The organism is Streptosporangium sp. G12 (assembly GCF_052983175.1).
The window spans coordinates 28,779-41,393 of the sequence record NZ_JBRIQO010000017.1 but is presented as its reverse complement, the minus strand read 5'-3'; the positions used below and the strand labels follow the sequence as shown (position 1 = coordinate 41,393).

Annotated in this window: 15 protein-coding genes; 10 read left to right on the top strand and 5 right to left on the bottom strand. The window is 71.0% G+C overall.

Features of this window, described 5'->3' with window-relative positions; all coding sequences use genetic code 11:
• Positions 1-77: 77 nt before the first annotated feature.
• The 6 genes from ACVCAG_RS25205 to ACVCAG_RS25180 all read left to right on the top strand — a co-directional run bounded on the left by ACVCAG_RS25205 (position 78) and on the right by ACVCAG_RS25180 (position 6,737).
• Positions 78-1,178 (top strand): YhjD/YihY/BrkB family envelope integrity protein, encoded by a 1,101-nt coding sequence (locus ACVCAG_RS25205; RefSeq protein WP_440086694.1) that lies wholly within the window; start codon positions 78-80, stop codon positions 1,176-1,178.
• Between the two features lie 134 nt (positions 1,179-1,312).
• A complete protein-coding gene (locus ACVCAG_RS25200; RefSeq protein WP_440086693.1) occupies positions 1,313-2,686 on the top strand; it encodes an MFS transporter in 1,374 nt (457 codons plus the stop codon).
• A 348-nt stretch (positions 2,687-3,034) separates the two neighbouring features.
• Positions 3,035-5,395, top strand: a complete 2,361-nt coding sequence (locus tag ACVCAG_RS25195; protein ID WP_440086692.1) for a nitrate- and nitrite sensing domain-containing protein — start codon at positions 3,035-3,037, stop codon at positions 5,393-5,395.
• Positions 5,376-5,801 carry a roadblock/LC7 domain-containing protein gene (locus ACVCAG_RS25190; RefSeq protein ID WP_362695154.1) on the top strand — a complete coding sequence of 142 codons (426 nt, stop codon included), beginning with the start codon at positions 5,376-5,378 and terminating at the stop codon, positions 5,799-5,801. The genes ACVCAG_RS25195 and ACVCAG_RS25190 overlap by 20 nt, the downstream gene beginning before the upstream one ends.
• A gap of 20 nt (positions 5,802-5,821) precedes the next feature.
• Entirely contained in the window at positions 5,822-6,148 is a 327-nt protein-coding gene (locus ACVCAG_RS25185; protein WP_440071312.1) for a DUF742 domain-containing protein, read from the top strand.
• Positions 6,129-6,737: an ATP/GTP-binding protein gene (locus ACVCAG_RS25180; RefSeq protein WP_440086691.1), complete on the top strand. Its 609-nt coding sequence runs from the start codon at positions 6,129-6,131 to the stop codon at positions 6,735-6,737. Before ACVCAG_RS25185 ends, ACVCAG_RS25180 begins: the two co-directional genes overlap by 20 nt.
• Here ACVCAG_RS25180 and ACVCAG_RS25175 read toward each other — a convergent pair.
• Complete coding sequence (locus tag ACVCAG_RS25175) at positions 6,722-7,519, bottom strand: TetR family transcriptional regulator (RefSeq protein WP_440086690.1); 798 nt, start codon at positions 7,517-7,519, stop codon at positions 6,722-6,724. The two genes, ACVCAG_RS25180 and ACVCAG_RS25175, sit on opposite strands and share 16 nt — an antisense overlap.
• A 157-nt stretch (positions 7,520-7,676) precedes the next feature.
• On the opposite strand from ACVCAG_RS25175, the gene ACVCAG_RS25170 reads away from it, so the two are divergent.
• Both ACVCAG_RS25170 and ACVCAG_RS25165 read left to right on the top strand, forming a co-directional pair.
• A complete protein-coding gene (locus ACVCAG_RS25170) occupies positions 7,677-8,921 on the top strand; it encodes an acyl-CoA dehydrogenase family protein (RefSeq protein ID WP_440086689.1) in 1,245 nt (414 codons plus the stop codon).
• Complete coding sequence (locus tag ACVCAG_RS25165; RefSeq protein ID WP_440086688.1) at positions 8,918-9,775, top strand: SDR family NAD(P)-dependent oxidoreductase; 858 nt, start codon at positions 8,918-8,920, stop codon at positions 9,773-9,775. The genes ACVCAG_RS25170 and ACVCAG_RS25165 overlap by 4 nt, the downstream gene beginning before the upstream one ends.
• 97 nt (positions 9,776-9,872) lie before the next feature.
• On the opposite strand, the gene ACVCAG_RS25160 is transcribed toward ACVCAG_RS25165, so the two are convergent.
• Positions 9,873-10,091: a hypothetical protein gene (locus tag ACVCAG_RS25160; protein WP_447190379.1), complete on the bottom strand. Its 219-nt coding sequence runs from the start codon at positions 10,089-10,091 to the stop codon at positions 9,873-9,875.
• A gap of 39 nt (positions 10,092-10,130) precedes the next feature.
• Between ACVCAG_RS25160 and sigJ the strand changes: the two genes are divergently transcribed.
• A complete protein-coding gene (sigJ, locus tag ACVCAG_RS25155; protein WP_447190378.1) occupies positions 10,131-11,177 on the top strand; it encodes an RNA polymerase sigma factor SigJ in 1,047 nt (348 codons plus the stop codon).
• A gap of 114 nt (positions 11,178-11,291) precedes the next feature.
• On the top strand, positions 11,292-11,645 hold the full coding sequence (locus ACVCAG_RS25150; RefSeq protein WP_440086685.1) for a hypothetical protein: 354 nt from the start codon (positions 11,292-11,294) through the stop codon (positions 11,643-11,645).
• A gap of 227 nt (positions 11,646-11,872) precedes the next feature.
• Here ACVCAG_RS25150 and ACVCAG_RS25145 read toward each other — a convergent pair whose 3' ends face one another.
• From ACVCAG_RS25145 to ACVCAG_RS25135, 3 genes are read right to left on the bottom strand one after another with little or no spacing between them, the layout of a single operon-like run.
• The gene (locus tag ACVCAG_RS25145) at positions 11,873-12,190 is read right to left on the bottom strand and encodes a hypothetical protein (RefSeq protein ID WP_440103895.1); all 318 of its coding nucleotides are present in this window, start codon (positions 12,188-12,190) and stop codon (positions 11,873-11,875) included.
• A 2-nt stretch (positions 12,191-12,192) separates the two neighbouring features.
• Complete coding sequence (locus ACVCAG_RS25140) at positions 12,193-12,387, bottom strand: hypothetical protein (protein WP_440086683.1); 195 nt, start codon at positions 12,385-12,387, stop codon at positions 12,193-12,195.
• Positions 12,388-12,391: 4 nt separating this feature from the next.
• Positions 12,392-12,607, bottom strand: coding sequence for a 4Fe-4S domain-containing protein (locus tag ACVCAG_RS25135; protein ID WP_440086682.1), 216 nt, complete (start codon positions 12,605-12,607; stop codon positions 12,392-12,394).
• Between the last annotated feature and the right edge of the window lie 8 nt (positions 12,608-12,615).

Sequence of the window (12,615 nt, the reverse complement as noted above, 5' to 3'; positions counted from 1 at the left end):
CGTGACGGCAGGAGGCGGGGCGCGGGCGAGGTGCGCCGGTTGTGGTAGGTGGGAGGGCCGGGGGTAGAGACCCTGGTATGACGGTCACGGGTCTCACCGCGCGTATCGCCGGGGCGTGGACGCGTGCTCGTCATCGTCACGGCTGGCTGGACCACCTGGTGCGCGCCGGAGTGCGCTACGACGAGGTGGACGCCGGACGGCTCTCGGCGGCGCTCACCTACTATTCCTTCTTCGCCGTGTTCGCGCTGGGGCTGCTCGGCTTCGCCGTCATCGGGCAGGTCCTCGACGACCCGCAGGTGGTGCGCGCCGTCGAGGGCTACCTCTCGGAGAACTTCCCCCGCCTGGACGTACGGGCGCTGCAGAGCGCCAGGGCCACGGCGGGGGCGATCGCCTTCGTCGGCCTGCCGCTCACCGGCCTGTTCTGGATGGACGCCCTGCGCTCGGCGATCAGGGCCATCTGGCGGATCGAGGAGTATCCGGGCCGCTTCGTGATGCGCCAGGTCGTCGACCTGGGGGTGATGGCCGGTCTGGGACTGCTGCTGTCCGCCTCGCTCGCGGTGGCCTTCGTCGCGGAGACGGCGCTGAACTGGTTGTTCCTGCACACGGTGGGCGTCGACGACGCGTTGTCGCGGTGGCTGCTGTCGGCCGCCGCGTTCGTGATCGGACTGGCCGTCAACACCATGCTGGCGATCGCCCTGCTCTGCGCTCCGCCGCGCCTGCGGCTGTCGTCGCGCCGGGTCATCTGGCCCGCCCTGCTCATCACCGCGGGGCTGGAGGTGCTCAAGTCCCTGGGCCAGGTCTACCTGGAGATGACCGTGGGCAATCCCGCCTACCACGTCGTCGCCGGTGCCGTGGGGATGCTCGTCTTCCTCAAGATCCTCAACCAGCTGATCCTCTTCGCGGCGGCGCTCACCGCCACCGGCGAGGGCACCGTGATCGACCTGGCCGCCCGCCGTGCCCGTTCCGAGGCCGCCCGCGAGTCCGATGCCGTGCGCGAGTCCGAGGCCGTGCGCGAGCCCGAGGCCGCGCGGGAGGACTACCGGGTCGCGAATGACGGCTTCCGGTCCGCCGGTGTGGGTTCCCGGGACAGGCCCGAGGGTCCCGTTCCGGACGGCTCGCGGGGTCCGGCGGGCGGTCCTTCCCCGTCCTCCCTGTCCGCCCCTCGCGACGGTCCGTAGGAGAACCGGGCTCCGCGACGCGCCGAATCTCACATCTCGTATTTCGGCCATTTACCGGCGCTGTGATCTGTGCCACCCTCCATAACAAAGCTCTAGAAGCGGATTCTAGATTTTGGCTACAGGAAGGCCGGCGCATGGTCGACACGCCCACCACCCCACGACTGAAACTCGGAGCGCCTCGCAACGGAGAGGTCGACGCCGGGTCTCGTGCCCCCTACGGCTGGGCCCCCCTGGTCGTGCTCTTCATCGTCGGGCTGGTCGACCGCATCGAGTTCAACCTGCTGTCCGGAGTGCTGCCGCTCATCCAGGCCGAGTGGGGCTTCAGCGACACCGTCGCCGGTTCCATACCGACCGCCTCCGCCCTGGCGGCCGCGCTCGTCGCGCTGCCCGCCGGGTACTTCGCCGACCGGCGCAGCCGCACCCGGATCATCGCCGTCGTCGTCTTCTGCTGGGCCCTGGCCACGCTCGGCTCGGGGCTGGCCACCGGGTTCGCGATGTTCTACGCGATGCGCGTCTTCCTCGCCGCCGCCGAGAGCATCGACAATCCGGCCGCCGGCAGCCTCCTGGCCGACTACTACCCCCCGGTCACCCGGGCCCAGGCCTACGGCTGGACCCGGGTGACCGCCTACCTGGGGGGCGTCGGCACGCTGCTCGGCGGCGTGCTCGCGGAGGCGTTCGGCTGGCGCAGCGCGTTTCTGATCATGGTCGTGCCGGGCGTGCTCACCGCACTCCTCGCGTGGCGGCTCCACGAGCCCGTCAGAGGCAACCTCGACCGGCTCGTCGCCAACGCGGCCCCCGCCGGTCCCGGCACCGTCCTCGACGCCGGTTCCGGCCTCGCCACCGCCGAGGCGCCCGCTCCCAAGCCGCCGTTCGCCCGCCAGTTGCGCGAGGTCCTCACCATCCGCACCCTGCTCGCGGTCTCCATCGGCCTGATGCTGCTCAGCCTGGGCCTGGCCGGAATCTTCTACTGGCTGCCCTCGCTGCTGGTGCGCAACTTCGGCATCGGCCCCGCCGCCGCGGGTTCGCTGGGCGGTCTCATGACCATCGTCGGCGTGGTCTCGGGCACCCTGATCGGCTCGTGGCTCGGCCGGCGCTGGCACGGCACCCGCAAGGGCGGCAGGCTCCTGGCGGGCGGCGGGGGCATCACGGCCGGGTCGCTCGTCCTGGCCGTCGCGCTCACGATGGACTCCCTGGCGGCCTTCTGCGTCGTGGTCACGGCCTCCAGCGTGCTGACGTCGATGGCCATCCCCAACATGACCGCCTCGCTCGCCGACGTGATCGGCGCGGCCTCCCGCGGCCTCGGCTTCGCCGTCCTGCAGGTCCTCATCACCGCCGGCGCGGCGTTCGGACCGCTGGTCGTCGGCATCGCCTCCGACGGCACCGGCTCGCTCATCTCCGCCATGTACGTCCTCATCGTGCCCATGGTGATCGGCGGCCTGCTCACCCTGTCCGCGCGCGGCTTCTTCGAGAGCGACGCGCGGCGGGTTCTCGAAGACGCCCGCCGCTGATCCAGGCCCGCCGGCCCGGTCGCCCATCGCCGGATGGGCGACCGCCGGCCGGCGGCGAATGGTGACGGAATGATGTCAATCCGTGGCGAGGGGCGAGGGGTGCCCGCTCTCGACGGCACCCGGTGTGAGCTGGGTGATTGCCGAAAATCCTGGTTTGCACGATAAAGCGGTCACCCGGCTCACCGCGAACATTGATACCCAATATTCGCTCTGGTGGCTTGAAGCTCGATATGTCCCATGGGCATAGTGTGTCGAATCACACACGCACCAGTCGCGGCGTGCGACCGCGGGGCACTTCTCGCCCGCGGCTGTCGGCCACGCACAGGAACCGCGGATTGGACACGTCGAATGAGTTCCCCCCCTCCGATTCGCTGGAAGATCCTCCGGATCCTCCTGCTTCCCGTGCTCTCGCTGATCGTCCTGTGGGTGTTCATCGCCTACTCGACCATCGCGCAGGTCGCCGGCATCGCCCAGACCCAGAACCGCTGGCAGGTGATCGGGGCGCCGATCCGGCAGCTGATCGTCGAGATCCAGCGGGAGCGCCAGTTCTCCGCCGACGCGGCCGGCGCCACCGCCCACAGCAGGGCGCTCACCGAGCAGCGGCGGGCCACGAACACCAAGCTGGACCTGGTGCGCCAGGCGATCACGTCCGCCGAGGCCTACGAGCCCGACAACGCCCCGACGGACGTGCGGGCGCTGCTGGCGGCCATGGACGGGCTCATCCAGATACGCACCTTCGCCGACAGCGGTGCGATCAAGCCCGTCCAGGTCACCGACGGCTACAACGAGTTCGTCAGCGTCGCCAACCGGCAGTTCGGCGACTCCGACGCGATCGCCGAGGTGTCGTCCTTCCGCGTCGTCCGCGGCATGGGCGCCTACAGCACCGCCGGCGAGTACGCGAGCAGGGAGCACGCCGTGCTCACCGCCGCGATGAAGCGTGGCGAGATGACGCCCGCCGAGCACGCGGCCTTCGTCTCGGCGATGGCCAGCCGGAGAAACCACCTGGCCTACGCGGAACGGGACATGGGGCCCGAGCTGCGGGCGGGGTACGAGACGTTCGTCGAGAGTCCGGCCTACCTGCGATTCAAGGCCAACGAGGACAGGATCTTCTCCTGGAACCTCATCGGCAAGCCTCCGCTGGACGCCGGCGAGTGGAAGCGCGACGCCGAGGCCGTCATCGGCGCCGTCGCCAAGCAGAGCGTGCAGGAGCTGGCCCGCGCCGCGGCCAAGGGCGAAACGCTCAGGAACGACGCCTACCTGCGGGTCGCGCTGATCCTGGGACTGGGCCTGCTCGCGATCATCATCTCGATCATGGCCTCCTACCGGTTCGGCCGCTCCCTGATCTCCGAGCTGAAGCGGCTCCAGGCGTCGGCCGTGGAACTGGCCGAGGAGCGGTTGCCCCGGCTGGTCGAGCGGCTGCGCAGGGGCGAGGACGTGGACCCGGCGACCGAGGCCCCCGAACTGGCCCCGGCGAAGACCGCCGAGGTCGACCGCGTCGTGAACGCCTTCTCCGCCGTGCGGCGTACCGCGGTGGAGGCCGCGGTCGGCCAGGCGACGCTCCGCAAGGGCGTCGGCCAGGTCTTCCTGAACCTCGCCTGGCGCAACCAGGCGCTGCTCCACCGCCAGCTCACGCTCCTCGACACGATGGAGCGCCGCGTCGAGGAGCCGGAGACCCTGGAGGGTCTCTTCAAGATCGACCACCTGACCACCCGCATGCGGCGGCACGCGGAGAACCTGATCATCCTGTCCGACGCGGCCCCGGCCCGCAGGTGGCGCGACCCGGTGCCGATCTTCGACGTGGTGCGCAGCGCCGTGCTGGAGGTCGAGGACTACACCCGCGTCACAGTGCTCCCCATGCCGCAGGCGCCGCTGCTGGTCGGCGCCGCGGTCACCGACGTGATCCACCTGATCGCCGAGCTGGTGGAGAACGCCACCATCTTCTCGCCGCCGAACACCGTGGTGCACGTACGGAGCATGATCGCGGCCAACGGCTTCGCGCTGGAGGTCGAGGACCGGGGACTGGGACTGAGCCAGGCCAACCTCGACGAGCTCAACGCCAAGCTCGCCGATCCGCCGGAGTTCGACCTGGCCGACAGCGACCGGCTCGGCCTGTTCGTCGTGGCCAGGCTCGCCGCCCGGCACGGGATCAAGGTCGTGTTGCGCCCCTCGCCGTACGACGGCACCACCGCGATCGTGTTGCTGCCGCAGAACCTGCTCGCCACCTGCGCGTCGCTGGCCGCGGAGGCCACGCCGCACCGGGCGCGGCAGGGAGGCGCGCACGCGGGCGGGTCCGTCCGGGCGCTGAGCGCGACACCGGAGGAGTGGCCCAAGGTTCTCTCCGGCGCGCAGGACGAGGTGACGGCCAACGCCTCCGAGACCACGCAGAACTGGTTCCCCGCCCAGGAGCGGCGCGAGGTGCCCCCCGACCCCACCCCCCCGACGCCCGTGCGGCGGGCCGTGTTCGTACCGGACACCGACGACGACCTGGACGGGCTGCCGATGCGGGTACGGCAGGCTAATCTGGCCCCCCAGCTCCGCCAGACGCGTTCCCCCGAGAAGCGCGACGTCAGCGCGCGCACTCCCGAGGAGCTCTCAAACCTCATGTCGTCCATGCAACAAGGCTGGCAGCAGGGCCGCAGCCAGGCCGAGCAGGAACTGGACGTGTGGAAGCGAAAGGATGGCCACTCCGATGCCCGACCCCAGATCTGAACTGAGCTGGCTGCTCGACGACCTGACCCAGCGGGTCACCGGTATCCGGCACGCCATCGTGCTGTCCGCCGACGGCCTGGCGATGGGCGGCTCCCGGGAGCTGACCCGGGAGGACGCCGAGCATCTGTCCGCCATCTCGGCGGGAAGCCACAGCCTCGCGCTGGGCGCGGGGCGGCACTTCGGCCTCGGCGGCGTGCGGCAGACCATCATCGAGATGGAGGGCGGTTTCCTGTTCGTCACCGCGGCGGGGCAGGGGGCCAGGCTGGCCGTGCTGGCCGCGGGCGACGCCGAACTGGGCATGGTGACCTACGAGATGGCGCTGCTGGTCAAGCGCGTCGGCGAGCACCTGTCCGCGCAGCCGAGGGGAGCTGCCCCGGCGCCCGCCTGGAACGGTGCGAGGACGTGACGGGAGAGGATCCCGGGCCTTTGATCAGGCTCTTCGGGGTGACCGGCGGCAGGGCGCGCCCGGTCGGGGAGAGCTTCGATCTGGTGGCCATCGTCACGACCGTCGAGATGCCCGTCGAGCCGGTCGGGCTGGTGCCCGAGCATCTCGACGTGCTGTCCACGTGCCGCCGGCCCACCCCCGTGGCGGACGTCGCCGCGCACCTCAAACTGCCGCTCAACATCACCCGCGTACTCCTCAGCGAACTGCGCCGTGAGGGCCTGGTCACCATCGACAGGCCCCGGCCGATGGGGAAGACGATCGACGAACGCATCTACAGGGAAGTGCTGCATGGAATACGCGGCCTCTGAGCCGGAGATGGCCCCGGTGGACAGCCCGGCCATGGCCATCAAGATCCTCGTCGCCGGCGGTTTCGGGGTCGGCAAGACGACCATGGTCGGCACGATCAGCGAGATCAGGCCCTTGCACACCGAGGAACTGCTGAGCGAGCGCGGCATCTACGTGGACGACACCGCGGGCGTGGAGTCCAAGATCACCACGACCGTCGCGCTGGACTTCGGCCGGATCACCATCCGCGACGGGCTCTGGCTCTACCTGTTCGGCACCCCGGGCCAGGACAGGTTCTGGTTCATGTGGGACGAGCTGTCCGTCGGCGCCCTCGGCGCGGTCGTGCTCGCCGACACCCGCCGCCTGCAGGACTGCTTCCCCGCCGTGGACTACTTCGAGCAGCGCGGGCTCCCGTTCGTCGTGGCGGTCAACTGCTTCGACGGCGCGCGGCGGCACGACCCGATCAAGGTACGGCGGGCGCTGGGCCTGGACGGCGTGGCCCCGATCGTCCTCTGCGACGTGCGCAGGCGCGATTCGGTCAAGGAAGTGCTGACCACGCTGGTCACCTACTCGGCGGGAGGTGCCTTCCAGGCGGCTCACGCGGGCGCCTGACGCCCGAGCCCTCCGCCCTCCCCGCCGAGCCCGTTCTCCTCGCCGAGCCCGGCGGTGCCGTGGGCCGTGTTCTCGGGGTTCTCCGAGACCTCCCCGGCCCTGCCGTCGCGTTCCCTGTCCCGCTCGCCGCGCCTCCTGTCGCGCTCTCCCAGGAGCCGCGCGGTCTCCTCGGAGACCTCGGTGGCCAGCACGGCCGACACGACGTCGATCAGGTGGCTGGTGAAGAGCCGGTCGTCCTTTCCCTCGGGCCCGGCGGCGCGGCGGGCCAGCTCCACGTACGTGACCCGGATCGCCATGAAGCGCTGGTGCAGCCGGCGCAGGGCGACCTCGGACAGCAGCGGGGCCACGAGCTCGCGCCAGCGGTCGATGCTCTGCCCCGGGTCCGTGCTCCGCGTGGCGGGGAGGGGCGTGCGCTGGACGAGCTGCTCCATGATCCGCAGGTAGTACCGGCCGCCGTCGGGGTCGGCCAGCTTGGCGGCCATCGGCCGGACCAGTGCGGCGGCGAGGGTGCGGCGGGCCTCGGCCTCCGGCAGGTCGCCCCGGGACTCGTACTCGTCGAGCAGCTGGTGGCGGCGCGCCTCGATCTCGGGGTGGTGCTTGGTGAGCACCGCGCCCAGCAGGCCCGCGCGGTCCCCGAAGTGGTACTGCAGCGCCGTCGAGTTGCGCTGCCCGGCGGCGCCGTTGATCTCGCGGAGTGACACGCCGTCGATCCCGCGCTCGGCGAACAGCCGCTCGGCCGCCGCGACCAGGCGCCTGCCGGTCGCTTCCGGGTTAGGGGGCATGCCGTGCTCCTGCCTTGCCGGTGAACGCACCGGTCGCTAGGGTAATAATGCATGTGTATCAAATCATGAAGCAGTCGCATCAAGGTCGCGGCACACAGCGGGGAGTCCCCGCCCGGCGGCCCTTCGGACCTGTCAGCCGCCGCAAGGGGAGGACCCCATGGCCATCGACTTCACCCTCGCCCCCGAGCACGAGGAGATCCGCCGCCGCGTGCGGGCCTTCGTGCAGGGGACCATCATCCCGGCCGTCAGCGGCTTCGACGACCTCGACGACACAGGGAAGGTCACCGCGCGCGACGAGTACATCCGCGTCATCTTCGACCTGCGGGCGAAGGCGCAGGCCGAGGGACTGTGGCTGCCGCACATGCCCAAGGAGTGGGGCGGCATGGGCCTCGGCCACGTCGAGCTGGCCATGGTGCAGTCCGAGGCGGCCAAGACCCGGCTCGGGCCGTGGGTCCTCAACTGCTCGGCGCCCGACGAGGGCAACATGCACACGTTGCTGCACTGGGGGACCGACGAGCAGCGGGAGAGGTATCTCAAGCCGCTGCTCAAGGGCCACAAGATGTCGTGCTTCGCGATGACCGAGCCGGAGGTGGCCGGTTCCGACCCCACGCTCATCCGCACCCACGCCGTCAAGGACGGCGAGGAGTGGGTCATCAACGGCCACAAGTGGTTCATCTCCAACGCCCGCCGGTCGAGCTTCGCCATCCTCATCGCCAAGACCGAACTCGACGTGCCCGAGGGCTCGCGCGGCGGCAACACGGCCTTCCTCGTCGACCTCCCGCAGGAGGGGTGGAACGACGTCCGAGAGGTCGAGACGATGCACGGCTCCACCGGCCACAGCGAGATCGTCATCACCGACCTGCGGGTGCACGACAGCCAGATCCTCGGCGGGCGCGGCAACGGCCACCGGCTCGGCCAGTACCGGCTGGGCCCGGCACGGTTGGCGCACTGCATGCGCTGGATCTCCCAGGCCGAGACGGCGCTCGACATGATGGTCGACCGCGCGCTCAACCGCTACAGCCACGGGTCGCTGCTCGCCGAGAAACAGGGCATCCAGTGGCTGATCGCCGACTCGGCCATGGAGCTGTACCAGTGCAAGCTGATGGTCCTGCACGCCGCCTCGAAGATCGACAAGGGTGAGGACTTCCGGACCGAGGTCTCGATGTCGAAGCACTTCGTGGCCAACAGCCTCAACCGGATCGTCGACCGGGCGATCCAGGTGCACGGCGCGCTCGGCTACTCGACCGACACCCCGCTGGCCAAGATGCTCCAGCACGCCCGCTGGGCCCGCTTCGCGGACGGGGCCGACGAGATCCACCAGATGCGCATCGCCGAGCGTACGATCGCGGCGTACCGGAGTACGGGCTCGACCAACGCCGCCACCGGAGGGTTGCCGCTGTGAGTACGGAGAAGACGGGCGGGTTCACCGCGGGCGGCGGCGGTGGCGGACTGCTCAGCGGGCTGGGCGCGAAGGGGCCGGAGATCTCGGCGGAGGCGTTCAACGTGGTCCGCGGCGACGATCTGGAGGGCAGGGTCGCCCTCGTCACCGGCGGCGGCAACGGCATCGGCGCGGGCGTGGCCCGGCGGCTGGCCGAGGGCGGGGCCCGCCTCGTGCTCGCCGACATCGACGACGTCGCGGGCGGGAAGCTCGCGGACGAGCTGGGCGCGACGTACGTCCACTGCGACGTGTCGCGGCTGGAGGACAACGAGGCGGCGGTGGCGACCGCGGTCGAGCGGTACGGCAGGCTCGACCTCGCCTTCCTCAACGCGGGCATCGCCACGGGCTTCGGGCTGGGAGAGGACTTCGACGTCCGGCGCTACCGCCAGGCGATGGGCGTCAACCTCGACGGCGTCGTCTTCGGGGTGCACGCCGCGATCCCGGCCCTGCGCGCGGCGGGCGGCGGCACGATCGTGGCGACCGCGAGCATGGCGGGCATCGTCGGCATCCCGTCCGACCCCGTCTACGCCGCCAACAAGCACGCCGTCGTCGGCCTCGTCCGCTCGCTCGGCGAGGACCTCCGGCCGCAGGGGATCAAGGTACAGGGCCTCTGCCCGTCGTTCGCCGACACCGCGATCCTCGGCGGGGGAAAGGCGGTGCTGGAGCAACTCGGCTTCCCGATCCTGGACGTCTCGTCCGTCGTCGACACGTTCGTCCGGCTGCTCGACAGCGACGGCACCGGCGAGTGCTGGTTCGTGATCCCGGGCCGCGAGAGCGAGCCCTTCACCTTCCGCCGCGTTCCGGGCCCGCGCGCCTGAGGCGGGCGGGCGGGTGGCCACCCGGCCCAAGACCCAGACCCGCACCCGGCACGAAGCGGCCCGATACGCCCGCGAGTACGACCGGGTGTAACCGTTTTTACCGGTCAGGGGCGGCGATCTCGATGATGTGCAGCGGGTTGTCCAGGGCGCTGGACGGCTGCACCCACTTGGCGGCGTCGAGCGTGAGAATCGGGCAGACCGCCACGTCAGCGATAGAGGCAACGTGCGCGTCCCACTGGTCGAGCTGGGTGACGGACATCATGTCGGCGAGCTTGGCGGCCCGATGGATGCCGTCGAGCGAGGCCGCCGGCCTCACATTCCGGGGGGCTGTCTCGTCGTTCCGGTGAGAACAGACATGACCGAGGGAGCCGGCGACACCGTGACCACCCCATCCGAGCCGGAAGACGACCGGCTCGATCCGAACCTGAGCGCGATCATGAGCGAGCGGCGTCAGCTGATCAATCTCTCCTACCGGCTCCTCGGCTCCCTGGCCGACGCCGAGGACGTCGTACAGGAGACCTACGCCCGCTGGTACGCCATGTCCCCGCAGCAGCGGGAGGCCATCGAATCGCCCGGCGGCTGGCTGACGAGGGTCGCCGGCCGCGTCTGCCTCGACCTGCTCGGCTCGGCACGGGCCCGGCGCGAGAGCTACGTGGGTGAGTGGATCCCCGAGCCGCTGCCCGACCGAGGGGAGTGGACCGGCGGGCGGCCGGGCGGCACCACGGCCGACCCGGCCGACCCGGCCGACCGGGTCACCCTGGACGAGTCGATCAACATGGCCTTCCTCGTCGTGCTCGAATCGATGACCCCGGCCGAGCGCGTCGCGTTCATCCTGCACGACGTCTTCCGCTACCCCTTCGCCGAAGTGGCCGAGATCGTCGGCCGTACCCCGGCGGCCTGCCGCCGGCTGGCCTCCTCGGCCCGCCGTCGCGTTCGCGCCTCGCACGCTCCCGCGACCCCGGCGGCCCGGCGCGCCGACATCGTCAGGGCCTTCAAGCAGGCGTGGGAGGCCAAGGACATCGACGCCCTCGTCGGTCTCCTCGACCCCGACGTCACGGTGATCGCCGACGGCGGCGGCCTGGTCAGCGCCGTGCTCCACCCTCTCGAAGGCGGTGAGCAGGTCGTGCGCTACGCCGTCGACCTCGCCGGCAGGGCGCCCGACCTGACGTTCCTGGAGCGTACGGTCAACGGTCAGCCCGGTCTGGTGGCCCAGCAGGACGGCGTCGTCGTGATGGTGATGGCGTTCGACATCGCGGGCGACCGGATCAAGCACATCTGGGCGGTGCGCAATCCCGACAAGCTCCGGCCCTGGACAGCGGGGCCACAGCATCGGCGTCAGGTCCGCGACGCGCCCGGCCGGGGTCGTCGACCCGAGCACGACGAGGGAGGCCGTGTCGTGTGAGGCCGGCGCGGCGCCTCACGTTCCCGGCGGTCGTGTCGCCGGACTGCCGGGACGCCCTCCAGCACGCGGATCGTCGCCGTCTCACCCCGTCCCGCAGCCGTCAAGGAGTCACCCGTGCTGTTGCGTGTCGCGATCACCCTGCAGACCCTGGCCCTCTTCGCCGCGCCGGTCACCGCCGGACTGTTGCTGTCCTCACCCGGCGGACAGGCGTTGCACAGTGCCGCGGCGTACGGGGTGTTCACCGTGGCGGTGTTGCACCTGGTCGCCGCGATCCTGGTGTGGCGGCCGGGCGGCGGCTCGCCCAGGCCCATCCTGTACGCGGCCGGGTTCCTGGGGCTCACGCTGGCGCAGGTGGCGCTGGGCATCGCGCACATGAAGGCCCTGCACGTCCCCTTGGGCGTGCTGATGTTCGGCATGAGCGTCCTTCAGCTCAGCCAGGTCTCGTCCGGCCGCCGCAGGTCGGCATAGCTTTGTCTCGGGGTCGGGAAACGGCGGAGCCGCCGTTGACCGGCGTCGCGCGGCGCTGTGGGGCGTCGCGCCAGTCGGGTCACGTCCAGGAGCTGCCCACTGCCTCCATGGGTATTCTCCGACGCGTCAACCTGGGCGATCACCTGTCATCAGCGTATGGATGCCCTGAGTGGCAGATCTGCCGAAGTCGATATGGCAGGTCTGCCGAAGCCGACGTGGCCTGCCGATCAGCGTGGACGGCTGAGGGCGGCCTCGGCCAGATCCGTCCATTTCTCGGCCGAGGAGTGGGGCACGACCACCCAGTCCTTCATCGCCCTGCCCCGCCCCGAGGGGTCGAACAGGGACGCCCCGGCCAGCTGGAGCGCGGCTGTGTGTTCGGGGGTGTCCCTGACCAGCCGGAACACCATCGCGCCGTCGCGCTGCAGGCTCGCGAACACCTTCCCCGCCTGATCTTTCAGCGCGGGACTCCCCATCATCTTGGAGATCCCCACACCCAGGTCGGCCAGCTCGGCGCCGACCTGCCTGAAATCCTCTTCCGCGCTCATCGTCAGTCGGTCCCCAACTCCGTGGCGGCCTGGTCGAGCGGCTCGTCGTGGCCGGGACCCTTCCCACGTGACGCGATCGCCTCGGCCCCGCCCTCCGGCAGCACGGCGATCAGGCTAGCCGTCCTGGCGGTACCGATCAAGGCCGGATGCGGGGTGCCGAAGCCGGCCCGGCCGGCCACGACGGGCTGACCGGGCAAAGCACTACCGGGCCGGGGAGGCGTCCGGATCGCTCACCGAGATGGCGCCCGAGGGGCACAGCTGCCGGGCCCGGCGGGCGGCGGCGTGCAGCTCGGGCGGGGGCGTCTCGTCGAGGAGCACGACGGTGCCCTCGTCCTCGCTCTGGTCGAAGACCTCCGGCGCGGTGAGCACGCACATGCCCGCTCCGATGCACCGCGCCACGTCCGTGGTGACCTTCATGTCCCCTC